This window comes from Pseudomonas sp. S2_A05 (genome assembly GCF_054668485.1).
In genome coordinates, this window is sequence record NZ_CP162775.1 from 3,714,456 (window position 1) to 3,739,564 (window position 25,109).

Annotated in this window: 18 protein-coding genes, 2 tRNA genes and 3 rRNA genes; 7 read left to right on the forward strand and 16 right to left on the reverse strand. The window is 57.8% G+C overall.

Annotated elements, in window-relative coordinates; translation table 11 throughout:
• Positions 1–317: 317 nt before the first annotated feature.
• A complete protein-coding gene (locus AB4O12_RS16910; protein WP_016773194.1) occupies positions 318–1,736 on the forward strand; it encodes a short-chain fatty acid transporter in 1,419 nt (472 codons plus the stop codon).
• A gap of 60 nt (positions 1,737–1,796) precedes the next feature.
• Here AB4O12_RS16910 and AB4O12_RS16915 read toward each other — a convergent pair whose 3' ends face one another.
• Positions 1,797–2,087, reverse strand: coding sequence for a nucleotidyltransferase family protein (locus AB4O12_RS16915; RefSeq protein WP_042609686.1), 291 nt, complete (start codon positions 2,085–2,087; stop codon positions 1,797–1,799).
• Positions 2,088–2,304: 217 nt separating this feature from the next.
• Here AB4O12_RS16915 and AB4O12_RS16920 point away from each other — a divergent pair, with 217 nt between their 5' ends.
• Both AB4O12_RS16920 and AB4O12_RS16925 read left to right on the forward strand, forming a co-directional pair.
• The gene (locus AB4O12_RS16920) at positions 2,305–3,477 is read left to right on the forward strand and encodes a hypothetical protein (RefSeq protein WP_460059172.1); all 1,173 of its coding nucleotides are present in this window, start codon (positions 2,305–2,307) and stop codon (positions 3,475–3,477) included.
• 173 nt (positions 3,478–3,650) lie between these two features.
• The gene (locus tag AB4O12_RS16925) at positions 3,651–4,175 is read left to right on the forward strand and encodes an SET domain-containing protein (RefSeq protein WP_460059174.1); all 525 of its coding nucleotides are present in this window, start codon (positions 3,651–3,653) and stop codon (positions 4,173–4,175) included.
• A gap of 9 nt (positions 4,176–4,184) precedes the next feature.
• Here the strand turns inward: AB4O12_RS16925 and can are convergent, their stop codons facing one another.
• A complete protein-coding gene (can, locus tag AB4O12_RS16930; protein WP_039761245.1) occupies positions 4,185–4,829 on the reverse strand; it encodes a carbonate dehydratase in 645 nt (214 codons plus the stop codon).
• 140 nt (positions 4,830–4,969) lie between these two features.
• On the opposite strand from can, the gene AB4O12_RS16935 reads away from it, so the two are divergent.
• Positions 4,970–5,374: a serine kinase/phosphatase gene (locus AB4O12_RS16935; RefSeq protein ID WP_095181643.1), complete on the forward strand. Its 405-nt coding sequence runs from the start codon at positions 4,970–4,972 to the stop codon at positions 5,372–5,374.
• A gap of 119 nt (positions 5,375–5,493) precedes the next feature.
• Here AB4O12_RS16935 and rimI read toward each other — a convergent pair whose 3' ends face one another.
• Both rimI and AB4O12_RS16945 read right to left on the reverse strand, forming a co-directional pair.
• Positions 5,494–5,946 (reverse strand): ribosomal protein S18-alanine N-acetyltransferase, encoded by a 453-nt coding sequence (gene rimI / locus AB4O12_RS16940; protein ID WP_039761243.1) that lies wholly within the window; start codon positions 5,944–5,946, stop codon positions 5,494–5,496.
• On the reverse strand, positions 5,939–6,685 hold the full coding sequence (locus AB4O12_RS16945) for an energy transducer TonB (RefSeq protein WP_095181642.1): 747 nt from the start codon (positions 6,683–6,685) through the stop codon (positions 5,939–5,941). The genes rimI and AB4O12_RS16945 overlap by 8 nt, the downstream gene beginning before the upstream one ends.
• Positions 6,686–6,927: 242 nt before the next feature.
• Here AB4O12_RS16945 and mksB point away from each other — a divergent pair, with 242 nt between their 5' ends.
• From mksB to mksF, 3 genes are read left to right on the forward strand one after another with little or no spacing between them, the layout of a single operon-like run.
• On the forward strand, positions 6,928–8,208 hold the full coding sequence (mksB, locus tag AB4O12_RS16950; RefSeq protein ID WP_160768349.1) for an Mks condensin complex protein MksB: 1,281 nt from the start codon (positions 6,928–6,930) through the stop codon (positions 8,206–8,208).
• Positions 8,198–8,899 (forward strand): Mks condensin complex protein MksE, encoded by a 702-nt coding sequence (gene mksE / locus AB4O12_RS16955; protein ID WP_016773189.1) that lies wholly within the window; start codon positions 8,198–8,200, stop codon positions 8,897–8,899. The genes mksB and mksE overlap by 11 nt, the downstream gene beginning before the upstream one ends.
• Entirely contained in the window at positions 8,896–11,736 is a 2,841-nt protein-coding gene (mksF, locus tag AB4O12_RS16960; protein WP_041480021.1) for an Mks condensin complex protein MksF, read from the forward strand. The genes mksE and mksF overlap by 4 nt, the downstream gene beginning before the upstream one ends.
• A gap of 176 nt (positions 11,737–11,912) precedes the next feature.
• On the opposite strand, the gene AB4O12_RS16965 is transcribed toward mksF, so the two are convergent.
• The 12 genes from AB4O12_RS16965 to ilvC all read right to left on the reverse strand — a co-directional run bounded on the left by AB4O12_RS16965 (position 11,913) and on the right by ilvC (position 25,100).
• Entirely contained in the window at positions 11,913–14,216 is a 2,304-nt protein-coding gene (locus AB4O12_RS16965; protein WP_041480022.1) for a PqiB family protein, read from the reverse strand.
• Positions 14,209–14,832, reverse strand: a complete 624-nt coding sequence (locus AB4O12_RS16970) for a paraquat-inducible protein A (protein WP_056790346.1) — start codon at positions 14,830–14,832, stop codon at positions 14,209–14,211. Before AB4O12_RS16970 ends, AB4O12_RS16965 begins: the two co-directional genes overlap by 8 nt.
• A complete protein-coding gene (locus tag AB4O12_RS16975; RefSeq protein WP_056790348.1) occupies positions 14,819–15,478 on the reverse strand; it encodes a paraquat-inducible protein A in 660 nt (219 codons plus the stop codon). Before AB4O12_RS16975 ends, AB4O12_RS16970 begins: the two co-directional genes overlap by 14 nt.
• Positions 15,479–15,624: 146 nt before the next feature.
• Positions 15,625–15,740 (reverse strand): 5S ribosomal RNA (gene rrf, locus AB4O12_RS16980).
• Between the two features lie 154 nt (positions 15,741–15,894).
• Positions 15,895–18,788, reverse strand: a 23S ribosomal RNA gene (locus AB4O12_RS16985).
• 247 nt (positions 18,789–19,035) lie between these two features.
• Positions 19,036–19,111: transfer RNA gene (locus tag AB4O12_RS16990), tRNA-Ala, on the reverse strand.
• A 30-nt stretch (positions 19,112–19,141) separates the two neighbouring features.
• Positions 19,142–19,218 (reverse strand) — tRNA-Ile (locus AB4O12_RS16995).
• An 81-nt stretch (positions 19,219–19,299) separates the two neighbouring features.
• Positions 19,300–20,836 (reverse strand): 16S ribosomal RNA (locus AB4O12_RS17000).
• Together the 16S, 23S and 5S rRNA genes with 2 tRNA genes alongside form the textbook arrangement of a ribosomal RNA operon.
• A gap of 541 nt (positions 20,837–21,377) precedes the next feature.
• Entirely contained in the window at positions 21,378–22,001 is a 624-nt protein-coding gene (gene msrQ / locus AB4O12_RS17005; protein WP_150638538.1) for a protein-methionine-sulfoxide reductase heme-binding subunit MsrQ, read from the reverse strand.
• Positions 22,001–23,014: a protein-methionine-sulfoxide reductase catalytic subunit MsrP gene (msrP, locus tag AB4O12_RS17010; protein ID WP_150638536.1), complete on the reverse strand. Its 1,014-nt coding sequence runs from the start codon at positions 23,012–23,014 to the stop codon at positions 22,001–22,003. The genes msrQ and msrP overlap by 1 nt, the downstream gene beginning before the upstream one ends.
• 63 nt (positions 23,015–23,077) lie before the next feature.
• Positions 23,078–23,935, reverse strand: coding sequence for a CDP-diacylglycerol--serine O-phosphatidyltransferase (gene pssA, locus AB4O12_RS17015; RefSeq protein ID WP_016773182.1), 858 nt, complete (start codon positions 23,933–23,935; stop codon positions 23,078–23,080).
• Positions 23,936–24,083: 148 nt separating this feature from the next.
• The gene (gene ilvC / locus AB4O12_RS17020) at positions 24,084–25,100 is read right to left on the reverse strand and encodes a ketol-acid reductoisomerase (RefSeq protein WP_003228216.1); all 1,017 of its coding nucleotides are present in this window, start codon (positions 25,098–25,100) and stop codon (positions 24,084–24,086) included.
• Positions 25,101–25,109: the final 9 nt, after the last annotated feature.

The window sequence follows — 25,109 nt, forward strand, 5'->3', positions numbered from 1 at the left end:
AACCAAGGCGCCCATGGTCTACGCAAAAGCACGGATCGACAACCCGTCAGACCATAGTCTCGGTTTGCGAAAACCTGCTCAACAAAAGGGCGGCGCTTGATTTACTGTTAGCGCCTGTCCAAGGGACCACGCCAACACCGACCAGCCGCCCATGTGGGAGCGAGCCTGCTCGCGAAAGCGTCAGTTCAGACAACCTGATGCTGAATGTGCCGACGTCTTCGCGAGCAGGCTCGCTCCCACAGGGGTCTCTGTGGCTGTCGAGCCGGGCGACTGCTCCCACGGATCAAAATAACCATAAAAAATCCGAGGTACTTCCTGTGGCCGTTGATATCGAAGATAGCCGCTCCGCGCGCTTTGCCCTGCGCTGTTCCAGTTTTGCCGAACGCTGGTTTCCCGATTCCTGGGTATTCGCCGCGTTGGCCGTGATCATCGTTGCGCTGGCCACTCTGGCCATGGGCGCCAAACCCACCGCTGCAGCGATGGCCTTCGGCGACGGCTTCTGGAGCCTGATCCCGTTCACCATGCAGATGGCCTTCGTGGTGATCGGCGGCTACGTCGTCGCCAGCTCTCCGCCCGCAGTCAAACTGATCGACAAACTGGCACGCATCCCGAAAAACGGCCGCTCCGCCGTGGCTTGGGTGGCGTTGATTTCGATGGTCGCATCTTTGCTCAACTGGGGTCTGTCGCTGGTATTTGGCGGGCTGCTGGTACGCGCCCTCGCCCGCCGCACCGATCTGAAGATGGATTACCGCGCCGCCGGTGCCGCTGCTTACCTGGGCCTCGGCGCGGTGTGGGCGCTGGGCTTGTCATCGTCGGCCGCACAGTTGCAGGCCAACCCGGGCAGCCTGCCGCCGTCGATCCTGTCGATCACTGGCGTAATCCCGTTCACCGAAACCATTTTTCTCTGGCAATCCGGAGTCATGCTGCTGGCGCTGATCGTGATCTCGATCATCATCGCCTACGCCACCGCGCCCGGGCCGAATTCGGCACGCGACGCCAAGGCCTGCGGCATCGATCCGGCGTTCAACCTGCCGCCGCTGCAACCGCGCACTCGCCCCGGCGAATGGCTGGAACACAGCCCGTTGCTGATCATCGTATTGGTGCTGCTCGCAGCAGGATGGCTGTTTCACGAGTTCTCGACCAAACCAGCGATTACCGCGATTTCCGGCCTGAACACCTATAACTTCCTGTTCATCATGCTCGGCGCGCTGCTGCACTGGCGCCCGCGCAGCTTCCTCGATGCCGTGGCCCGTGCGGTGCCGACCACCACTGGCGTGTTGATCCAGTTTCCGCTGTACGGCTCGATCGCCGCGCTGATGACCACGGTCAAAGGCGCCGATGCGCAAACCCTCGCGCATCACATCTCGACTTTCTTTGTCAGCATCGCTTCCCACGACACCTATGCGCTGCTGATGGGCGTGTATTCGGCGATTCTCGGTTTCTTCATCCCGTCCGGCGGCGGTAAATGGATCATCGAAGCGCCCTACGTGATGCAAGTCGCCAATGACCTGCAATACCACCTCGGCTGGGCGGTGCAGATCTACAACGCCGCCGAAGCCCTGCCGAACCTGATCAATCCGTTCTATATGCTGCCGCTGCTGGGCGTGCTCGGGTTGAAGGCGCGGGATTTGATAGGCTTCTCGTTTGTGCAACTGCTGGTGCACACGCCGCTGGTGCTGCTGTTGTTGTGGGCGCTGGGGACGACATTGGCGTATACGCCGCCGGTGATGCCGTAAGTCGATAAAAACGCACCTGCTCAAGGGCAGGTGCTCTCAAAACTTGGTTTGATCGCTGCTTTAGACGGGTCGCGCCTGATCAAGCACCTGCTGACGAAATTTCACTGGCAGGTCGCCGGGGGTCAGCACCTCGACCGCAACACCCAGCAGGTCTTCAAGCTCAACCTGAAGTCCGCCCAGATCAAAAAGCGTCGTGCCGGGCAGTGGGTCAACCAGCAGATCGAGATCGCTGCCGTCCAGATCCGTCCCCAGCAATGCTGAACCAAATACACGCGGGTTGGCCACGCGAAAGCGCCCGATCACTTCGCGGACGGCGGACCTTTGCATGTCGAGAGCAGTAGAAGGCTTCATGACTCACCCTTGGAAAATTCGATGTCGCTGCAGTCTAGCAGTGCGGACGCGCACCAGGCAGCGTGCTTGTTGGCACAGCCGTAACAATATGTGCGCTGCTTGGGTAATACCGCATTCAGGCAAGAATCCACACTCAACCGCTTTTCTGTCAAACACCACTGATCCACTATGAAGCGCCCCCAAATCGAGGGGAACCCACGCTGAAAAGGATCTGAGCATGTTCAAACTCGCAGGACTTACCCTCGTTGCACTGACGCTAAGCGCCGCCGTCCACGCCGATGTCGACGTAAAACTGGGCAGCACCGAGCGCGTCACCCGCCTCTTCGCCTACCCCAACAATTGCAGCGTGATCTGCTTTCGCAATTGGACGCTGGAGCAGACCGTTGCTCACTACCTGAGCCAGAGCGTCCAGCGCGACGGTTACGCCGATGCCAAGGTGCTGGTGAAAACCGACAACGATCAGCTTTACGCCGAGATCACCGGAGTGCCGGACGGCTATGACAAGCCGCTGTCGGCGTTGCTCGACGCCGGCGACCTGGCTTATGCTGGCGCCAGCAAGCTGAATGCCGATGGCAAATGGGCCTACAGCTGGTATCTGTTCCTGCCGTTGGGCATGGCCTTGGAAAATCGCAAGAGCGTCGAGTTGCTGCACTTCCCGCCTGACTACTCGCTGACCCAGGCGCAGGACTATCTGCGCTCGAACACCACCGATCGCTGGGCGACGTTGCTGACCGATAACGGCATCCCCGCCGGGCAGACGCCGGCTTACCAGACCATCATCGACATCGCGCCGATCGCCGCGCCGTCCAATGCCGGCGGGGATCTGGAGGATGTCTACGACTACTTCAAGGATTACCAGACCACGCTGGTCAAGCAGTTCAGCCAGACCGCCAGCGGCGCGACGCTGCCGATGGTTGCGTTCGGGGCGCCGGTGCGCAACTGGATCAAGGAACAATACGGGCCGACCTTGGGGGTGCTGGGGCTGGCGAGCATCAGTCCGGCCGAAGGAGTGAATGTGCCGGTGCTCGGCTCGAATCATCCGAGCTATATCTGGTACGCCGCCGATCCGAAAAGCTATACCGGCGACGATGCCCAGGCGAAGGCTGACGCGGCGGGCTTGAAAGTCATGGGCCAGGATTTGAGTGCTGCCTGCTGGCAGGCGGCAATGGGCAGCAAACCGGGCAGCGATGCGCAGGCCACGCTGAACAGTTGCACGCAAACATGGCAGGTGACGCAAAAGGTCAAAACCTGCGAGTTGTTCTATACCTCGATCCGCAACCTCAGCGCTGAACAAGCGGTTGCCAAGTGCGCCACGCCATCGGTCAAGACACAACTGCGACAGCTGAAAGCGCCACTGCCTGCGGCCGCCGTGCCCGCACCAACTCTGTAATCGCTGCTGGAGTCCCCCGTGTCAGCCAATGCTGACGCGGGCCAGCGGTGATCGCGCCTGTCAGGTTTGACAGTAGACCGGTACCTTCAATTGCGCGACGCTTGGATCCAATCATGCTTCGCCTGACGGGCGTGGGGACAACCCGGAGGCAATACTCACCAACAAGGATCGTTATGAACAATCAAGCCATGGGCCGGCACCTGCCGCGCGACACAGAAGGCATCTATCCGTTCGCCGGACTTCCGGTGCGGCTGGGCTTCCCATCCTGCCAGGACTTTCAGATTATCCACGACGAACGTGGCATGGCCACGGCGGTGGTCGCGCGCCGCGAGTTTCTGCGCATTAGCCGAATGTGCCGGGTTTCCGGGCAATTGCTGCCCTATCGCCGTCGACAGACCCGTCAGTTGCAAACCGGCATCCACGTTTACGATCCGCGTTTTTGCGGGGTGCTCGAGCACGCCTGCGATCCGAATGTATTTCTCGACATGAGCGAGTTGTGGCTGTGGGCCTTGAAAGATATCCACAGCGGCGACCATCTGAGCATCGACTACGCATCGACCGAAGATAAACTGCTGCGCCAGTTCGCCTGCGATTGCGGTTCGTCGCGCTGCCGTGGCTGGATCACCGGTTACGACGAACCACCCACGCCTGAAGGCCAGCGCTTTTTACAGCGCTGGCGGCATCCAGGCCGTAACTGAACGCCGCGGTTACGGGGCGCCGACCGGACGTAAGCGGTATTGCGGCGGCAACTGTTCGAAACCGCTTATGGTGGTATTGAGACTTTTCCAGCGGCCGTCCTTGATCCCGTAGATGCAGCCGTGGATCGACAGCGGCTGTCCGCGATGCCAAGCGTTCTGGATGATGCTGGTATGCGCGACGTTGGCCACTTGCTGGATCACGTTGAGTTCGCACATGCGATCGACCTGCTCTTCTTCGGTCGCCAGCTTGGCCAGCTCTTCGCGTTTCTCGTAGTACAGATCGCGGATCGACCGTAGCCAGCCGTCGATCAGGCCGAACTGGCGATCCTGCATCGACGCGCGCACGCCGCCGCAGCCGTAGTGGCCGGTGACGAGGATGTGTTTGACCTTGAGCACATCCACCGCGTACTGGATCACCGAGAGGCAGTTGAGGTCGGTGTGCAGCACGACGTTGGCGACGTTGCGGTGTACGAACAGATCGCCCGGCAGCATGCCGACGATTTCGTTGGCCGGTACGCGCGCGTCGGAGCAGCCGATCCATAGATATTCCGGGGTCTGCTGGCGCGCCAGTTTGGCGAAGAAGTCCGGGTCTTCCTTGGTGATCGCGTCAGCCCAACGCTCGTTGTTATCAATCAGGTCTTGTAGATCGTGCATGGATAAGGCCTCAAGAAAGATGCGCAGGTTTGATAGACGACCACCCGTCGAAGTCACGCCGCCAGCGCAAAGTGTTTTCGTTGGAATTCTCGCGCGCCCGGTGAGTCCACTCAGTAAGGCCCACAGTATGAGGAATTGCCATGACTGATTCACGACGCCCTTATGATGCGGTGCAACCGGAACCCATCGACGATAACGAAGACCGCATGGGCTCGGTGCACGAGCTGGATTTCGACGACGAAGAGCCCAGCGCGAAAATCGGAGATGAGCTGCCCGAGCGTGAACGCGAAAAATTGATGCCGGCTGAGCGAGTGCGTGAGGCGGGTATGACCGGGGCTTCGGTGGATGATCATCAGCCGACCGACGATGACCTGAGCCCGGAAACGTTGATTCGCGAGGATGGCGCGCGCGATGCCGATGAACTCGGCGAGGGCAATCCGGCGGATTGGGATTTGAGCGAGGTCAGTGAAACCGACATCGGCGGCGGTGACGGGCTGGATGAAGCGGAACTGGCGGATCTGGATCCGCTGGATGGCAAGCGCTGACCCGCTGACTTGAAATTCGCCCCCTGTAGGAGCTGCCGAAGGCTGCGATCTTTTGATTTTGCTTTGGATCTTACAAAAACAGGATCAAAAGATCGCAGCCTTCGGCAGCTCCTACAGGCCTAATCCACCAAGGTACAGGCCATCACCACCGCATCCTCACGCCCACCCACCGCCGGGTAATAATCGCGACGCCGGCCGATCTCGTTGAAGCCATACCGCTCATACAACTTGAAAGCAGCAGTATTGCTGTCGCGCACTTCGAGAAAGCACTCCCGCGCTTCAGCCGCATACGCACGCGACATCAAATGCTCAAGCAACGTCAGGCCCAACCCGCGCCCCTGATTTTCCGGCTTGACGGTGATATTGAGCAGGTGCGCCTCATCAAGAATGATCTGCACCACGCCATGGCCAACCTGTTGCTGGCCTTCGAACATCAGCCAGATCTGGTATTTGCCCAGGCCATCGAGAAAAATCCCCCGGGTCCACGGATGGCTGTACGCGGCGTATTCGATCTTCAACACAGCGTCCAGGTCCGCCTCGGTCATCGGGCGAAAGGTTACAGCCTCACTCATCGGATTGTTTCCAGCGCGCCATCAGCCGACGCATGGCTTGCCACACAGCGGCCTTGCGCTGTGGCTCTTCCATTAACAGTTCCAGACCGGGAATCGCCCAGGCCAGGCCCAGACCTTCGATCTGCAATTCACTATTGAACGCTTCGGCGTCCGCTTCCCCGGCAAACTTCAGCGCCGGCAGGCCGATCAGCCACAGACAGGCGCAGGGTGCTGCTTCCATCTGCACCGAGAGGAAGCCTTGCACGAAGTCGCGCGCCGCTTCCGGGCCTTGATCCAGCGTGCCGCGATTGAGCCACGGCCAGCGCACCGGCTCGCCGACGATCTGCGGCGCATCCGGCAGACCGGCGGCGCGCAGCATGTCCTTGAGCAGCAGGTAGGCCGGATCGCGACTTTGAAACGCTTCGCCTGTGGGTAACTCGACCAGCAGCAGGCAGCGCCCGGCGCGCAGCAGTTGCAGGGCGAACCGAGGCGGCGGCACTGGCGCAGGCTTGACCACCACCGGCGTGTCATCGACTTCCTCCACCGGTTTGGCGCCGTTGCGGGTACTGGCCAGCGACGGACGCGGCACCTCGATTTTCGGTCGCTCGACCTGACGCGCGGCAGGCTGCGCCGGTGCTTCGGCCTGAGGCGCCGGTGCAACCGGCACCTCAAGCTCAGGCTCGGGCATCTCCAGCAGCTCGGGCCGCGACGGTGCGGCGAAAGGCAGTTCGGTGCGCGGCAGCCAGTTGACCACCTGCATGGCGTTCAAATAGGCGCGGCGGCGGGACTCGATAAGCAAAGGTCGGCCACTTGTGGATAACGGAAAGTGCGCTGATTCTACCGCCCTTCGCACAAGATCGCTCGCTGTTGATCGATACCCCGCGCTGCGCTGCGCCGCTGCCCTTTGGCCAAAGAATGCGACAGCCCGTCCCGAGAGTGAATCGCCGCGCCTGTGATGCAGTACAATCGCCGCTTTTAATCGCCAACCAGCCGGCCATTCCGATGATCGAACCCAAGCGCGTCTTGCGCGCCCTCGCTGAACACTGGGCACTTCTGGAGCCACTGTGCGAGCACTTCGACCAAGGCACCCTGAGCCTCAACGAACTGCGCACGCAACTGGCCGCCCAACAACTCGATAGCACGCCGCAGGACATCACCAGCCTGCTCGACGTGTGGATTCGCCTCGATATTCTGGTTCCGGTGGCGAAAAGCCCGAACCGTTTCGAGCTCAACGCGCAGATCCACGACTTCCTCGCCTACCTGCGCCGCGAACACCGCCTCGGCCTGTGCCTGGAAATCGAAGCCTACCTGCGTCACCTTGAGCGTCTGGCCGGTTATATCCAGGACGCTTTCGACGTCCGTGACGGCAACGATCTGGCGCGCCAGTTGCGTTTGCTCGACATGCGTGTGCGCGACGTACTGAAGAAACTCGACAACGATGAACAGGCCCTGGTGGCCGTGGCCGAACGGGCGAAGACCAGCGACCGGCAGATTCCGCTGCGTCAGCGTTACGCCGAAGTCCTGGCGACGTGGGACGAATACGTCGAGCCGATGATCGATCTGGTCAACGCCGATGGCGCCTTCGAACAAGGCGTGCGCAAGGTCGAAACCGTGCTGCTGAAGATGCTCAGCGAACAGCAGCGCCTCGGCCATCTGGTCGATGACGACATGCTCCTGCGCACCCACGCGCGCATCCTCGAAATGCAGACCAGCGCGCAACTGACCCTGCGCCATGCCCGCGAACTGCTGCTGCCATTGCGTGAAGAAGCGCGTCGGCATAACGCCGTGACCCGTGGCGCCGCACTGGCGCTGGCGGCGATCCGGCGTAAAGGCATCGACGCCGTGCCGCAAGCGGCGATGCCACTGTTCACCCGCCCACAGAGCACCTTCCTCGGCAGCGCCAGTCAGGTCGAAGCCTACGTGTATGCCCTGGCGCGTTTCGAGCCGAAACCGGCGCGCTTCCCCAAGGCGCACAAAACCCAAAAGGCTGGCGACGCCCCACGTGCACCGCGCACCGTGCGCGAGATGGTCGATCGTTGCGAAGAGTCCCTGCCGATGCCGGACCTGATGACCTGGCTGCTGGAGCAGGAACCGGACGGCGCCACCGACGAATTGCTTTACTGGTTCTCGCGCCTGTCGCGGGAAAAACGCTTCAAGCGCGAGCGTCTGGAACGCCGCGAATACCATACTCACGAGCACCAGGTCAGCCTGCGCTCCTTCGCCCTGCTCTCGGCCAGCGATACCGCCGCCGAGGATTCTGCGAGCATCCCAAATGCATCTTGATCTTTCCGAACTGTCGCAACTGGCGCCGATCTTCCGCGAGTTGTTCAAGGGTTACCACGTCAGCCGCCGTGATCCTGAGCTGTACGCACAACTGTCAAACTTCCAGGATCAGTACCGCACGCTGTTCAAGGCGCTGGGCTTTGAACTGGTCTGCGACACCCGTGGCTTCTACTATTTCGTGCCGGACATGGCCGCCGCAGCGGTGAACAAGACCGCCCAGCGTCTGGCGCTGTTCACCTTCATCCTCGTCGAGCACCTGGCCGATCAGGGCCGCGACCCGATTGCCGTGCTCGACGGCGGCAGCCTCGGCCGCGAAGAATTGCCGTCGCTGCTGGACAAGTACCGCGACCTGTTCATTCAGGCCGAAGTGCAGACTGTTGAAGAACTCGAAGAAAAAATCATGCGCCGCATGACCCAGCTTGGTTTTGCCGGCGAAGAAAACGGCGTCTACCGCTTCCTGCCGCCGATGCACCGTTTCCTCGACGTGTGCCTGTCGGTACAGCAGGACCGCGACCTGGCAGCCAGCGTCCACAGCGTTCTGCCGCTGCCTGCGCCGGTGCTGATCGACGAAGAAGCCGAAGCGAAATTCCTCGAAACCGACGATCCGCTCGATCTTTCCGAATTTGAAGAAGAAAGCGAAGAAGACGCACTGGCCCGCGCCATTGCCGAAGAACAGGAGTCCGATGCATGAGCCAGGAACGCTACGGCATCCGCCGCTTTGCTCTTTTGAACACCGCCGGCTACAGCCTCGGTCTGTTTCCGCTGGAAGAACCGCTGTCGGTTTACGGCGCGAACAACCTCGGCAAGTCGGCGTCGATCAACGCTTTGCAGTTCCCGATTCTGGCGCGCATGTCGGACATGAGCTTCGGCAAGTACAGCCTCGAACAATCGCGGCGCTTCTACTTCGCCTCCGACACCAGTTACATCCTCGTTGAAGTCAACCTGCCCCACGGCCCCCACGTGATCGGCGTGGTCGGTCGCGGCCCGGGCGGCGGTTTCGGGCACCAGTTCTTCGCCTACGCCGGCAAGCTCGACCTGGCGCATTACCAGAAAAACGACACCTGCCTGCGCCAGAAAGAACTGTTCAGCAATCTCGAAAAAGAAGGCCTGAAAGCCTACGAACTCAAGCCGGACGAACTGCGCCGCTTGCTGGTTGGCGGCCACACGTCAATCCCGCTCGACCTGACCCTGATCCCGCTGCGCTCCACCAGCGAGCAGAGCCTGAAGACCTTCCGCGCGCTGTTCATCAACCTGCTGCACATGCGCGAAATCACCGCGGCCAAGCTCAAGCAACTGTTCCTCGATGCTTTCGAGCACAGCCTGCGTTCGGGCAGCGTCGATTACATCGCCGCGTGCGAAGAAGCCTTCCGCGACGTGCGGCGCATGGAGCAGGACTACAACTCGCTGGTCGCCGCCGGCCCATTGGTCGAAGCGCTGGCCAACGGCGTGAAACAGCGCGATGTGCTGCGCGGCAAGCTGCATCGCCTGTCGCCGCTGCTCGACTCCTTGCTCGGCACCTGGTCGGACTACGCCACGGCGCGCAAGGAAGAGCTGACCATCCAGGCCGAGCACTACCGTCGCGAGCAGGACGATCTGCAGAACGATCAACGCGGTGGTACTCAGGAACTGATGCGTCTGGAGCGGGAAATTTCAGGCATCCAGCGCTGGCTCGGCGAGTTGTCGGTGCTGAAGAACCGCTTCGCCCTGGTCGATGACGTCAAAGTGCTCGAGCAACAATTGCTCGCGGCCAAGGATGCACACGACGAACTGGCCGGTGCCTTGGCGCAGTCGCGTCAGTTCAGCGCCGAAGATCTCGAAGAGCGTCTGCGCGATCTGGAAAAACGCCTGAAGTCGGTGAAGCAACAACTCGATCACGCTGATAACAACAGCTATGCCCGCCTGCGCGAAGAGTTCTCGCAACAGGACGTCGAGCGCCTGATGCGTCTGTTCAACAGCGCGCTGTTCAGCCTGCCGCTGGGCGAACATGGCATCACCCTCGACGAGAATGGCGAGTGGGTCAAATCCGTGGAGCTGATTCTTGATGGCTTCAAGGGCGAGCGCTTCGAAGTGCCGGGCCTGTCGATCGACATCTCGCACATTGAGCCGCCTGCCTTGCAGGCTCTGGCTGACCGCGCCGCGTTGCGTGATCAGAAAGAGCGTCTGGAAAAAGAGCTCAAGCAACTGAAAACCCAGCAGGCCGTGGCCGCCGACCGCGCCGCGAGCAAGACCCAGACCGAAGCGCTGTACCAGCAGGTGCTGGACGCGCAGAAGGCGCTGGAAGATTTCCGTCGCACCCAGACCCTGAGCGCCGAAGAAAGTGACAAGCTCGAGCAACTGGCGCAGATGGAAGCCGCGCAGGACGAACTCAAGCGCTCCAGCGATGCGTTCACCGAGCGCGTCCAGCAACTGTCGGCCAAGCTGCAACTGGTCGGCCGTCAGATCGCCGACATGGAAGCCAAGCAACGCACGCTCGACGATGCTTTGCGTCGTCGTCAGTTGCTGCCAGCGGATCTGCCGTTCGGCACGCCGTTCATGGATCCGGTCGATGATTCGATGGACAACCTGCTGCCGCTGCTCAACGACTATCAGGACAGCTGGCAGGGTCTGCTGCGTGCCGATGGCCAGATCGAAGCGCTGTACGCGCAGGTCCGCCTCAAAGGCGTGGCCAAGTTCGACAGCGAAGACGACATGGAACGACGTCTGTCGCTGCTGATCAACGCTTACGCGCACCGCACCGATGAAGCCCTGACCCTCGGCAAGGCGCGGCGCGCGGCGGTCACCGACATCGCCCGTACTCTGCGCAACATCCGCAGCGATTACGACAGCCTCGAGCATCAACTGGCGCTGTTCAACCGCGAGATCAACAAGCGGCAGGTTTCCAACCTGCAGAGCTTCCGCATCGTCCTCGCACCAAACAAGGAAGCACTCAAGCACATCGACCAGATCATCCACAGCGCCGGGCAATATGAGGAAGGCGAAACCCTGTCGGTGTTCGATCTCAGCCAGAGCGCCGAGCAGGACAACAAGAACGAAGAGGCCAAGGAATATCTGGCGCGGCTGGTGGCAGCGAACCACAACCAGCTCGGCCTCAAGGACTTGTTCGAACTGGCCTTCGAGATCACCAAGGTCAACGGTCAACCAGTCATCCACACCGACATCGACGGCGCGGCCTCCAACGGTACGACCATGACCATCAAGGCACTGACCAACATGTACTTGTTGCTGCACTTGATGGATCGCGATCTGGCCGGCCGCGTGCGTCTGCCGTACTACCTCGACGAGGCGGCGGACATCGACGAGAAGAACCAGGCGGCGCTGCTGGAAACCAGTCTGCAACTAGGCTTCGTGCCGATTCTGGCGAGTGTGAAGCCGCAGGTCTGCGCCAGTGTCGCAATCGACCTGGAAGGCGGCAGCGGCCCGGCCGGGATCTACATCGATGAGGCGGACTGGAAGTACATTCGCCGGCATGATGTGGTCAAGGCCACGCTGAATGTGCAGGCCGATGAGCCGGAGCTGGATGCGGTTTGATCGGCGGTAGCTGAAGCAAAAAAAGGGCCGCGATCTGATGAGATCGCGGCCCTTTTTTATGGAGTGGATTTTGTGTTGATTTGGCTGGCCCCTTCGCGAGCAGGCTCGCTCCCACAATTGGAATGCGTTCCCCTGTGGGAGCGAGCCTGCTCGCGAAGGCTATTCAATAGGCGCCACTACTTACCCAGCTGAATCTTCGGCGCCCAGGTCAGCCATTCATCCTCGAACTTGTCGAACAACGGGAACGTCTGCTCGGCCCTCGCCGGATTGCCCATGCGCTCGCCATCCGGTGTGGCGAAGGCAATGCCACCTTGAATCAGCGTCTCCAGCGATTCGGTCCGAACCGTCACGCCTTTGAACAAGCCGTAATCGAAGCCCACGCCGCTGGTGTTCCAGAAACGGCTGCCGCTGCGCACCAGTGGCGCATACTTCGGCTCGATCAGGATGTGCACCAACACACGGTCAGCTGTCTGGCCCAATTCATAACCGGTCACCTTTCCGACGGTGATCTCACGGTAAGTCACTGGTACGCCAGGCTTAAGCGAACCACGACGTGCGGCGCTCAACACCAGACTCAGACCCGCTTCCTGCCTGGTGACTTCCGGCGCTTCGGCCAAGGCAACGAAGTTCTTCTGCGGGCCGAGATTCTTCGCCGCCGGCTGGACTTCGATGTATTTGCCGGTGACCAGCGTTTCCAGATTCTGCGTCTTGATCAGACCCAGTTCCGGCTTGACCACCCAGAACTGACTGCCGACTCGCGCGATCTTCTCCGGCACTTCAGTGATGCGAGCGGTGAGGATTACCGACTGCATGTCATCGGTCAGATCGACGCTTTCAATCTTGCCGACATCCAGCCCCTTGAAACGTACCGGCGTACCGCTGCTCAAGCCGTCAGCGCGATCAACCTTGATCGTCACTACCGCACCTTTCTTGTTCGCCTCATCGTGATCGGCGAACAGACGGAAGCGCGGGATACGTTTCTTCAACGGCGCATTGGCTTGCGGCGTTTCGAACGCGATACCGCCGGCCATCAGGGTTTGCAGGGATTCACTCTTGACCTGAATGCCGCCGGTCAAGCCACCCGTGAGGGTAATGCCGCTGACATTCCAGAAGCGCGTCGAGGCGTTGACCAGGTTTTCGTATTCCTTCTCGATGTGCACGCCGATGACCAGCTGCTTCTTGGTTCGGGAGAACTGGTAGCTCTGCACCGAACCGACCTTGACCTGCTTGTACAGAATCGGACTGCCAACATCGATCGAGCCCAGCGAGTCGGTGAACAGCACCAGATGCAGGCCCGGCGAACGCAGATCCAGCGGCGGAGCTTTCGGTCGCGCTTCGAACTCGCGTTTCGGCGCAGCGCCTTTGTCGCCCGGACGCACGGCGATGTAGTTACCTTTCACCAGCGCTTCCAGGCCGGTAATACCGGCAAGGGATATCGACGGTTTGACCACCCAGAACTGCGTGCCCTCAACCAGATAGTCTTCGGCCAACGGATCGAGGGTCAGCTCGGCTGTTGCACTGTTCAGGTCCGGATCGACTTTGAGCGCTTTCAGGTTGCCGACCTGAATGCCTTTGTACATCACCGGCGTGCGACCGGCTTGCAGGCCCTCGAAATCGCTGAGTTTGACCTTCACGCGAATGCCGGCAGCGGCAGCGTCGAAGTCTTCATAGAGACGGAATGGCAGGCTCGGGTCGGTCGCCGGACTGTCCTTGCGATTCTCCGGCGTCGCGAACGCGATACCACCGGCGACGATACTAGCCAGGGATTCACTGCGCACTTTCACGCCGGACAGGTTAGCGTCGATGCTGATGCCGCTGGCGTTCCAGAAACGAGTATGTTTGCGCACCAGTTTGGCGTAGGTCGGCTCAATGAACACCTTAAGTTCAACGGTGCTCTGATCCTCGGACAGCACGTAGCTTTTGACCTGACCGACCTTGATCTGTTTGTAGAACACCGGGCTGCCGCGATTCAGCGAGCCGAGGCGATCGGCCTTGATGGTCAGGTGCAGACCGGGCTTGGCGTCGGACAGCGGCGGCTCTTCGGCGAGTGCCTTGAACTTGCGCACGGGCTCGCCTTCACCGGGACTGATCGCGACATAGTTACCCGAGACCAATGTCTCCAGACCAGTGATACCGGCCAGGGTCACGCTCGGTTTGACCAGCCAGAACCGCGTGCTGGTCTTCAGGTACTGCTCAACGTCCTTGTTCATTTCGATGGTGGCGATCACCCCTTTCGAGTTGCCCTCATCGTCGAGCTTGAGCGTCTTGACCTTGCCGACCGGCATGCCTTTGTAGACCACTTCAGTCTTGTTGGCCTGGATGCCTTCGCCGCTTTCAAAGCGCACCTGAATCTCGATACCGGTCTCGGAATAAGCACGCCAGCCGAGCCAGCCGCCGATGATCAGCGCGATCAGAGGCAGCACCCAAATGGCCGACCAGTTCGAAGCCGGTCGGGTTTTCGCTACAGGCAAATCAGTCATGGTCGTCGTCCGACTCCGTGTTATCCCAAATCAGTCGGGGATCGAAAGTAACTGCGGCGAGCATCGTCAGAATCACCACAGAGGCGAAGGCGACGGCGCCCAAATTGGCTTCGACACTGGCTATCCGGCCGAAGTTGACGACCGCCACGAGAATGGCGATCACGAAAATATCGAGCATCGACCAGCGGCCAATGAACTCGATGAAACGGTACATCCAGATACGCTGACGGGCCGACAATGGCTGCCGACGCTGCACGGAAAACAGCAGCAGCGCGATGCCAACCAGTTTGAACGTGGGCACCAGAATGCTGGCGATGAACACCACGGTGGCGATCGGGATCATGCCGTGCTGAACCAGTTCAATCACGCCGGACATGATGGTGCTCGGTTCACCCTGGCCCAGAGAACTGACCGTCATGATCGGCAAGACATTCGCCGGAACATAGATAATGGCTGCCGTGATCAACAGCGCCCAGGTGCGGGTCAAGCTGTTGGGGCGGCGAGCGTGAACCTGCGCGCCGCAGCGGGTACAGCTCTGCTCGTCGACGTCAGCTTCCTGCTTGTTCAGCTCGTGGCATTCGGTGCACACCAGAATGCCCGCATCAATCGCCCGCATGGGCATCCTCTCCTGATAATGCCTGCCAGATCTGATGCGGTGACATCACCACCTCCAGCCAGACTTGCACCAATAACAAGCCAATGAAACATGCCAGCCCGAGGCCGACGGTAATTGCTGCCATATCCGCCAGCTTCACGATCGCGACAAGCACGCCCATGAGGTAGACCTCGAGCATGCCCCAGTCCCTAAGGTGGTGGTAAATACGATAGAGCAGCAAACCGTAGCTTCGGCCGACATCGAAACGAATCGTCAGTAACACAAACAGCTGGCACAACAACTTGAGTAACGGTATGGCCATGCTGCAAAGGAAGACGACGATCGACACACCTTGCATGTCGGTGCTGAACAGGCCGACTACGCCACTCCAGACCGTATCCTGCGAGGATTGCCCGAGGATATTGAGTTGCATGATGGGTAAAAAGTTTGCCGGCACGTAAAGTAATAACGCGGCAATCACCAGGGCGAGGCTGCGCTGCACCACGTTATGGCGATGGGCGTACAACTCATAACCACAACGCGGGCAGAGTGCTTTCTCACCATGGGCAAGTGTCGGCTTGCGCATCAGCAGGTCGCACTCGTGGCAGGCTATCAAGTCTTCCAGCGGTAAATCTGACAGCCCGGGGGCGTCAACCGATTCTGACATACAGGCTCTGGCTCCGATAAAGATGGGGCTATTCTAGTGTTCTGCTTCGAAAATAACTGTGCAATTTTGTTCGCCATAGCGCTGAAACTTTCTCGCAGGCAAAACAAAACCCCAACTGCTTTCGCAATTGGGGTTTCGGAATTTAATCTTGACGATGACCTACTCTCACATGGGGAAACCCCACACTACCATCGGCGATGCATCGTTTCACTGCTGAGTTCGGGATGGGATCAGGTGGTTCCAACGCTCTATGGTCGTCAAGAAATTCGGGTACTGACTCGGGACCAGATGGCCTCGCTTCAGCAAATTGGGTATGTGACAGCTAGGTGTTTGTGAACTTCGAACTTTCGGTTCGTTTCGTCTTCACACACCGCAATCTGGTGCCTTTTCAGGTCAGCAAATTGCTTGGGTGTTATATGGTCAAGCCTCACGGGCAATTAGTATTGGTTAGCTCAACGCCTCACAGCGCTTACACACCCAACCTATCAACGTCGTAGTCTTCGACGGCCCTTCAGGGAACTCAAGGTTCCAGTGAGATCTCATCTTGAGGCAAGTTTCCCGCTTAGATGCTTTCAGCGGTTATCTTTCCCGAACATAGCTACCCGGCAATGCCACTGGCGTGACAACCGGAACACCAGAGGTTCGTCCACTCCGGTCCTCTCGTACTAGGAGCAGCCCCTCTCAAATCTCAAACGTCCACGGCAGATAGGGACCGAACTGTCTCACGACGTTCTAAACCCAGCTCGCGTACCACTTTAAATGGCGAACAGCCATACCCTTGGGACCGGCTTCAGCCCCAGGATGTGATGAGCCGACATCGAGGTGCCAAACACCGCCGTCGATATGAACTCTTGGGCGGTATCAGCCTGTTATCCCCGGAGTACCTTTTATCCGTTGAGCGATGGCCCTTCCATACAGAACCACCGGATCACTAAGACCTACTTTCGTACCTGCTCGACGTGTCTGTCTCGCAGTCAAGCGCGCTTTTGCCTTTATACTCTACGACCGATTTCCGACCGGTCTGAGCGCACCTTCGTACTCCTCCGTTACTCTTTAGGAGGAGACCGCCCCAGTCAAACTACCCACCATACACTGTCCTCGATCCGGATAACGGACCTGAGTTAGAACCTCAAAGTTGCCAGGGTGGTATTTCAAGGATGGCTCCACGCGAACTGGCGTCCACGCTTCAAAGCCTCCCACCTATCCTACACAAGCAAATTCAAAGTCCAGTGCAAAGCTATAGTAAAGGTTCACGGGGTCTTTCCGTCTAGCCGCGGATACACTGCATCTTCACAGCGATTTCAATTTCACTGAGTCTCGGGTGGAGACAGCGCCGCCATCGTTACGCCATTCGTGCAGGTCGGAACTTACCCGACAAGGAATTTCGCTACCTTAGGACCGTTATAGTTACGGCCGCCGTTTACCGGGGCTTCGATCAAGAGCTTCGCGTTAGCTAACCCCATCAATTAACCTTCCGGCACCGGGCAGGCGTCACACCCTATACGTCCACTTTCGTGTTTGCAGAGTGCTGTGTTTTTAATAAACAGTCGCAGCGGCCTGGTATCTTCGACCGGCATGAGCTTACGGAGCAAGTCCTTCACCCTCACCGGCGCACCTTCTCCCGAAGTTACGGTGCCATTTTGCCTAGTTCCTTCACCCGAGTTCTCTCAAGCGCCTTGGTATTCTCTACCCAACCACCTGTGTCGGTTTGGGGTACGGTTCCTGGTTATCTGAAGCTTAGAAGCTTTTCTTGGAAGCATGGCATCAACCACTTCGTGTTCTAAAAGAACACTCGTCATCAGCTCTCGGCCTTAAGATCCCGGATTTACCTAAGATCTCAGCCTACCACCTTAAACTTGGACAACCAACGCCAAGCTGGCCTAGCCTTCTCCGTCCCTCCATCGCAATAACCAGAAGTACAGGAATATTAACCTGTTTTCCATCGACTACGCTTTTCAGCCTCGCCTTAGGGACCGACTAACCCTGCGTCGATTAACGTTGCGCAGGAAACCTTGGTCTTTCGGCGTGGGTGTTTTTCACACCCATTGTCGTTACTCATGTCAGCATTCGCACTTCTGATACCTCCAGCAAGCTTCTCAACTCACCTTCACAGGCTTACAGAACGCTCCTCTACCGCATCACCCGAAGGTGATACCCGTAGCTTCGGTGTATGGTTTGAGCCCCGTTACATCTTCCGCGCAGGCCGACTCGACTAGTGAGCTATTACGCTTTCTTTAAAGGGTGGCTGCTTCTAAGCCAACCTCCTAGCTGTCTAAGCCTTCCCACATCGTTTCCCACTTAACCATAACTTTGGGACCTTAGCTGACGGTCTGGGTTGTTTCCCTTTTCACGACGGACGTTAGCACCCGCCGTGTGTCTCCCATGCTCGGCACTTGTAGGTATTCGGAGTTTGCATCGGTTTGGTAAGTCGGGATGACCCCCTAGCCGAAACAGTGCTCTACCCCCTACAGTGATACATGAGGCGCTACCTAAATAGCTTTCGAGGAGAACCAGCTATCTCCGAGCTTGATTAGCCTTTCACTCCGATCCACAGGTCATCCGCTAACTTTTCAACGGTAGTCGGTTCGGTCCTCCAGTCAGTGTTACCTAACCTTCAACCTGCCCATGGATAGATCGCCCGGTTTCGGGTCTATTCCCAGCGACTAGACGCCCTATTAAGACTCGCTTTCGCTACGCCTCCCCTATTCGGTTAAGCTCGCCACTGAAAATAAGTCGCTGACCCATTATACAAAAGGTACGCAGTCACAGAACAAAGTCTGCTCCCACTGCTTGTACGCATACGGTTTCAGGATCTATTTCACTCCCCTCTCCGGGGTTCTTTTCGCCTTTCCCTCACGGTACTAGTTCACTATCGGTCAGTCAGTAGTATTTAGCCTTGGAGGATGGTCCCCCCATATTCAGACAAAGTTTCTCGTGCTCCGTCCTACTCGATTTCATGACTAAGAGATTTTCGCGTACAGGGCTATCACCCACTATGGCCGCACTTTCCAGAGCGTTCCGCTAATCTCAAAGCCACTTAAGGGCTAGTCCCCGTTCGCTCGCCACTACTAAGGGAATCTCGGTTGATTTCTTTTCCTCAGGGTACTTAGATGTTTCAGTTCCCCTGGTTCGCCTCTTGCACCTATGTATTCAGTACAAGATAACCATCTTATGATGGCTGGGTTCCCCCATTCAGACATCTCCGGATCAAAGTCTGTTTGCCGACTCCCCGAAGCTTTTCGCAGGCTACCACGTCTTTCATCGCCTCTGACTGCCAAGGCATCCACCGTATGCGCTTCTTCACTTGACCATATAACCCCAAGCAATCTGGTTATACTGTGAAGACGACATTCGCCGAAAATTCGAATTTCTCAACTAAGAGAACTCACAAATTTTACCTTAGCCTGATCCGTTACCAGTGAAAGTAACGTTCAGTCTATCTTTCTATCACATACCCAAATTTTTAAAGAACGATCTAGTCAAAGACTAGAAATCAACATTCATCACCAAACCGGTGGAATGCTCATTTCTAAGCTTTCAAACTTCAGAAGCAGTAGTGGTGGAGCCAAGCGGGATCGAACCGCTGACCTCCTGCGTGCAAGGCAGGCGCTCTCCCAGCTGAGCTATGGCCCCGTATTTCTACAGGCGTTTCCCACACAAAATTGGTGGGTCTGGGCAGATTCGAACTGCCGACCTCACCCTTATCAGGGGTGCGCTCTAACCAACTGAGCTACAGACCCAATTTCGGGCTGCTTCTATCGTCTTCTTCAATGAATCAAGCAATTCGTGTGGGAGCTCATGCAGCAGCTGATGTCGTCGATTAAGGAGGTGATCCAGCCGCAGGTTCCCCTACGGCTACCTTGTTACGACTTCACCCCAGTCATGAATCACACCGTGGTAACCGTCCTCCCGAAGGTTAGACTAGCTACTTCTGGTGCAACCCACTCCCATGGTGTGACGGGCGGTGTGTACAAGGCCCGGGAACGTATTCACCGCGACATTCTGATTCGCGATTACTAGCGATTCCGACTTCACGCAGTCGAGTTGCAGACTGCGATCCGGACTACGATCGGTTTTATGGGATTAGCTCCACCTCGCGGCTTGGCAACCCTTTGTACCGACCATTGTAGCACGTGTGTAGCCCAGGCCGTAAGGGCCATGATGACTTGACGTCATCCCCACCTTCCTCCGGTTTGTCACCGGCAGTCTCCTTAGAGTGCCCACCATTACGTGCTGGTAACTAAGGACAAGGGTTGCGCTCGTTACGGGACTTAACCCAACATCTCACGACACGAGCTGACGACAGCCATGCAGCACCTGTCTCAATGTTCCCGAAGGCACCAATCCATCTCTGGAAAGTTCATTGGATGTCAAGGCCTGGTAAGGTTCTTCGCGTTGCTTCGAATTAAACCACATGCTCCACCGCTTGTGCGGGCCCCCGTCAATTCATTTGAGTTTTAACCTTGCGGCCGTACTCCCCAGGCGGTCAACTTAATGCGTTAGCTGCGCCACTAAGAGCTCAAGGCTCCCAACGGCTAGTTGACATCGTTTACGGCGTGGACTACCAGGGTATCTAATCCTGTTTGCTCCCCACGCTTTCGCACCTCAGTGTCAGTATCAGTCCAGGTGGTCGCCTTCGCCACTGGTGTTCCTTCCTATATCTACGCATTTCACCGCTACACAGGAAATTCCACCACCCTCTACCATACTCTAGCTTGCCAGTTTTGGATGCAGTTCCCAGGTTGAGCCCGGGGATTTCACATCCAACTTAACAAACCACCTACGCGCGCTTTACGCCCAGTAATTCCGATTAACGCTTGCACCCTCTGTATTACCGCGGCTGCTGGCACAGAGTTAGCCGGTGCTTATTCTGTCGGTAACGTCAAAATTGCAGAGTATTAATCTACAACCCTTCCTCCCAACTTAAAGTGCTTTACAATCCGAAGACCTTCTTCACACACGCGGCATGGCTGGATCAGGCTTTCGCCCATTGTCCAATATTCCCCACTGCTGCCTCCCGTAGGAGTCTGGACCGTGTCTCAGTTCCAGTGTGACTGATCATCCTCTCAGACCAGTTACGGATCGTCGCCTTGGTGAGCCATTACCTCACCAACTAGCTAATCCGACCTAGGCTCATCTGATAGCGCAAGGCCCGAAGGTCCCCTGCTTTCTCCCGTAGGACGTATGCGGTATTAGCGTTCCTTTCGAAACGTTGTCCCCCACTATCAGGCAGATTCCTAGGCATTACTCACCCGTCCGCCGCTGAATCCAGGAGCAAGCTCCTCTTATCCGCTCGACTTGCATGTGTTAGGCCTGCCGCCAGCGTTCAATCTGAGCCATGATCAAACTCTTCAGTTCAAACATCTTTGGGTTTTTAAGAAACCCTAAACTTGGCTCAGCAATCGTTGGTTACATCTTTGATTTCTCGCGGAGTAACTTGTGATGCTGATAATCTTGTTGACTATCAGTCTGACTGCACAAGCACCCACACGAATTGCTTGATTCAGTTGTTAAAGAGCGGTTGGTTAAGATCTTTCGTCTCAACCGAGGCGCGCATTCTACAGCAGCCTCATTTGCTGTCAAGTGATTATTTTCAGAAGTTTTCGAAGAATTCTTCAACAACTTCAACCACTTGCGCTTCCGATCTCTCGTTAGCGGGAGGCGAATTCTACAGCGTTAATCGCTGCTGTCAACACCTCTTTTTCTCCGCTTTCGACCGAGAAGATCGAACCGTTAAAAGAGCTACACATCACTGCCCTTTCAACTCCTTCCAGGCTTCGATGACCTGAAGCAAGCCGCTGTCGAAAACTGCGTAACTCTTTGAATCTCAAGGAGTTTTCCGTTTCGACTGCGCCGGAAGTGGGGCGAATTATAGACCTCTGGAATCTGCCGTCAACCGTTAATTTCGCTTTTCTTGCAGATTCTGCTTTTTACCCAGTAAACGCGGGATTCGCCTCATCACCGGCGGCACACGAAGCAGCAAGAGCACAGCGCCTATAAAGGCATAAATCGCCCACTCCTCTAGATCGGCCCGCACGATCCAGAGCATATGCAGCAAACCCAGCCCAAGTATCACGTAAACCAAGCGATGCAGCTTCTTCCAGCGAGCACCCAAACGACGCTGACTATAACGATTCGACGTCACTGCCAGTATCAGCAATCCGAGAAAGCCGAGTGCACCGACAATGATGTAAGGCCGCTTGCGTAGCTCGACGCCCAACTGTGACCAGTCAAACCCGAGGATAAACGCCATATAGCTGAACAGATGTAGCGCTACATAAGCAAAACACCAAAGCCCCAACTGCCTGCGCACCGCGATCCACCCCGCCCAGCCGCTCAGCTTTTGCAACGGCGTCATGCTCAGCGTAATCAACAGAAACACCAGCGTGCCAAGCCCGAGACGATCAACCAGCACCTTGCCCGGATCAGGCCCGAGCAGATCGGCGAACGCCTGATAGAACCACAGCAATGGCCAGATCGCTGCCGCAATGAACACGCCCACTCGCCAGAACGGATAACGCATCAGTAGTTCTTCCGCAGATCGAGCCCTGTATATAAAGAAGCGACTTCATCCGAGTAGCCGTTGAACATCTGGGTATCGCGCACATTCGGTTTGAACAGACTGTTCGGCAGGCGCCGCTCGCGCGCCTGGGTCCAGCGCGGATGATCGACCGTAGGGTTCACGTTCGCATAAAAGCCATACTCATCGGCAGCAATGCTTTGCCAAGTGGTCTTCGGCTGCTCGCTGACCAGACTGATGCGCACAATGGATTTCACGCTTTTGAAGCCGTACTTCCACGGCACCACCAGACGCAAAGGCGCGCCGTTCTGGTTCGGCAGTTCGCGTCCATACATGCCCACCGCCAGAATCGCCAAAGGATTCATCGCCTCATCCAGACGCAAGCCTTCGACGTACGGCCAGTCGATCAAGGCAAAACCGGAACGCTGGCCGGGCATGCTCTTGGGATCCTGCAGGGTTTCAAAGCGGATGTACTTGGCCTTGGAAGTCGGCTCGACCTGCTTGAGCAAGGCCGAGATGGGAAAGCCGATCCAGGGAATGACCATCGACCACGCCTCGACGCAGCGCAGACGATAAATACGTTCCTCCAGTTGATACGGCTTCATGAAGTCTTCCAGCGCATAACGCCCCGGCTTACCCACCTCCCCGTCAATCACCACGCTCCAGGGTTCGGTTTTCAGGTCGCCAGCGTTCCTCGCCGGATCGCCCTTGCCGGTACCGAATTCATAAAAGTTGTTGTAGTTCGTAGCGTCTTTATAAGGCGTGATCGCCTCGTCCTTGACGTTGACCGCACCCCATTGAGTAGAAGGAAGCTTTTCGGCAAACCAGGCCGGAGCCTTGCCGGGTTCAACATCAGAGTAGCGAGGGGCATCAGCGGCACTGGCCCAGCGTGGCAGGCTGCCCATGGCAATACCGGCAGCAGTGGCGCCGAGCAATTGGCGACGGGAGAGATAAATGGCTTCAGGCGTGACATCCGACTCATGGCAGTCGGATGCTTTGGGGATCTTGATCAACATGACAACTCCGCAGCTTTGGAGGACAGGTGCACCCATAGACTGCGGAGTATGCGGGAAATTACATCATTCGGCGTTTTTGTGACGACGAAGACGCAACAGATACTGCACCGGACCGGACGCCGCATAGGCGAGAAACACCAGCAGCAGAATGCGTGGCGGATCACTGAACACGACAGCGAATACCAGCACCACCGCCAGGATCGCCACGAACGGCACGCGACCTTTGAGATCCAGCTCCTTGAAGCTGTTGTACTTGATGTTGCTGACCATCAGCATGCCGGCCGCCGCCACCATCAACGCCACCAGGAACGACATCTTCGAACCCTGAATGCCGTAATCGCTGAACGCCCAGACAATGCCGGCCACCACACCTGCCGCCGCCGGGCTGGCCAGACCGATGAAGTAGCGTTTGTCCGCCGTGCCGACCTGGGTGTTGAAACGCGCCAGACGCAACGCCGCACCCGCTACATATATGAAGGCGACCATCCAGCCGACCTTGCCCATGTCTCCCAGCGCCCAGCCGAAGGCCAGCAATGCCGGCGCGACGCCGAAGGCGACCATGTCCGACAGCGAGTCATACTCGGCGCCGAAAGCACTTTGCGTATTGGTCATGCGTGCCACGCGACCATCGAGACCGTCGAGCACCATCGCCACGAAAATCGCGATCGCAGCGAAGGCGAAATACTTGCTCGCATTCACCGAGTCGCCGGCGCTCAACGCGGCCTGCGCGCTCATCGAGTTGATGATGGAATAGAAGCCTGCGAACAGGTTGGCAGTGGTGAACAGGTTCGGCAGCAGATAGATACCACGATGCCGGACTTTACGACCTTCAGCGTCGTGCCCTTCTTCGATGTGTTCATCGATGGGCAGCAGGCTTTCGGCGTCGGAAGCCTTGTTCGGCTCTTCGGGACGTTCGCTCATGGACATTACCTTGCAACGGTTTGGAAAAAATTCGACAGAGGCTTGAGGACGACAGTTCGGCCACAAACGATGCAGCTTTATACCAGAAGCACCGGCCCAAACGAAAAAACGCGGCCTAGGCCGCGTTTTTCGTGCAAGGGACGACGACTTAGTTTTTGGCTTTGTCGACGATCTTGTTGGCACCGATCCACGGCATCATGGAGCGCAGTTGCTCGCCGATGATTTCGATACCGTGAGCGGCGTTGTTACGACGCTTGGCGGTCATCGAAGGGTAGCCGGTTGCGCCTTCGCTGATGAACATTTTGGCGTATTCGCCGTCCTGAATACGTTTCAGGGCGTTGCGCATGGCCTGACGGGATTCAGCGTTGATCACTTCCGGGCCAGTCACGTACTCGCCGTACTCGGCGTTGTTGGAGATCGAGTAGTTCATGTTGGCGATACCGCCTTCGTACATGAGGTCAACGATCAGCTTCAGTTCGTGCAGGCACTCGAAGTAGGCCATTTCCGGCGCGTAGCCAGCTTCAACCAGAGTTTCGAAACCGGCTTTCACCAGTTCAACGGTACCGCCACACAGAACGGCTTGTTCGCCGAACAGGTCAGTTTCGGTCTCGTCCTTGAAGGTGGTTTCGATGATGCCGGTACGACCGCCACCGACGCCAGCGGCGTAGGACAGTGCAACGTTTTTGGCGTTGCCCGAGGCGTCCTGGTATATCGCGATCAGGTCAGGGATACCGCCGCCTTTGACGAACTCGGAACGCACGGTGTGGCCCGGGGCTTTCGGCGCGATCATGATCACGTCGAGGTCGGCACGCGGAACAACCTGGTTGTAGTGAATCGCGAAGCCGTGGGAGAAGGCCAGGGTGGCGCCTTTCTTGATGTTCGGCTCGATTTCGTTCTTGTACAGCGAGGACTGGAACTCGTCCGGGGTCAGGATCATGACCAGGTCGGCAGCGGCAACAGCGGAAGCAACGTCGGTCACTTTCAGGCCGTGAGCTTCGGCTTTGGCAACGGTGGCCGAACCTTTACGCAGACCGACGGTAACGTCGACACCGGAGTCTTTCAGGTTGCACGCCTGAGCGTGGCCCTGGGAGCCGTAACCGATGATGGCAACTTTCTTGCCCTGGATGATCGACAGGTCGCAGTCTTTATCGTAGAAAACTTTCATGAATTTCCC

What these genes read in the sequence shown, in the direction of transcription:
- AB4O12_RS16915 (WP_042609686.1), bottom strand. Translation starts at nt 2,087, where the DNA reads ATGAAGCCTTCTACTGCTCTCGACATGCAAAGGTCCGCCGTCCGCGAA.
- AB4O12_RS16920 (WP_460059172.1), top strand. Translation starts at nt 2,305, where the DNA reads ATGTTCAAACTCGCAGGACTTACCCTCGTTGCACTGACGCTAAGCGCC.
- AB4O12_RS16925 (WP_460059174.1), top strand. Translation starts at nt 3,651, where the DNA reads ATGAACAATCAAGCCATGGGCCGGCACCTGCCGCGCGACACAGAAGGC.
- can (WP_039761245.1), bottom strand. Translation starts at nt 4,829, where the DNA reads ATGCACGATCTACAAGACCTGATTGATAACAACGAGCGTTGGGCTGAC.
- AB4O12_RS16935 (WP_095181643.1), top strand. Translation starts at nt 4,970, where the DNA reads ATGACTGATTCACGACGCCCTTATGATGCGGTGCAACCGGAACCCATC.
- rimI (WP_039761243.1), bottom strand. Translation starts at nt 5,946, where the DNA reads ATGAGTGAGGCTGTAACCTTTCGCCCGATGACCGAGGCGGACCTGGAC.
- AB4O12_RS16945 (WP_095181642.1), bottom strand. Translation starts at nt 6,685, where the DNA reads ATGCAGGTGGTCAACTGGCTGCCGCGCACCGAACTGCCTTTCGCCGCA.
- mksB (WP_160768349.1), top strand. Translation starts at nt 6,928, where the DNA reads ATGATCGAACCCAAGCGCGTCTTGCGCGCCCTCGCTGAACACTGGGCA.
- mksE (WP_016773189.1), top strand. Translation starts at nt 8,198, where the DNA reads ATGCATCTTGATCTTTCCGAACTGTCGCAACTGGCGCCGATCTTCCGC.
- mksF (WP_041480021.1), top strand. Translation starts at nt 8,896, where the DNA reads ATGAGCCAGGAACGCTACGGCATCCGCCGCTTTGCTCTTTTGAACACC.
- AB4O12_RS16965 (WP_041480022.1), bottom strand. Translation starts at nt 14,216, where the DNA reads ATGACTGATTTGCCTGTAGCGAAAACCCGACCGGCTTCGAACTGGTCG.
- AB4O12_RS16970 (WP_056790346.1), bottom strand. Translation starts at nt 14,832, where the DNA reads ATGCGGGCGATTGATGCGGGCATTCTGGTGTGCACCGAATGCCACGAG.
- AB4O12_RS16975 (WP_056790348.1), bottom strand. Translation starts at nt 15,478, where the DNA reads ATGTCAGAATCGGTTGACGCCCCCGGGCTGTCAGATTTACCGCTGGAA.
- msrQ (WP_150638538.1), bottom strand. Translation starts at nt 22,001, where the DNA reads ATGCGTTATCCGTTCTGGCGAGTGGGCGTGTTCATTGCGGCAGCGATC.
- msrP (WP_150638536.1), bottom strand. Translation starts at nt 23,014, where the DNA reads ATGTTGATCAAGATCCCCAAAGCATCCGACTGCCATGAGTCGGATGTC.
- pssA (WP_016773182.1), bottom strand. Translation starts at nt 23,935, where the DNA reads ATGAGCGAACGTCCCGAAGAGCCGAACAAGGCTTCCGACGCCGAAAGC.
- ilvC (WP_003228216.1), bottom strand. Translation starts at nt 25,100, where the DNA reads ATGAAAGTTTTCTACGATAAAGACTGCGACCTGTCGATCATCCAGGGC.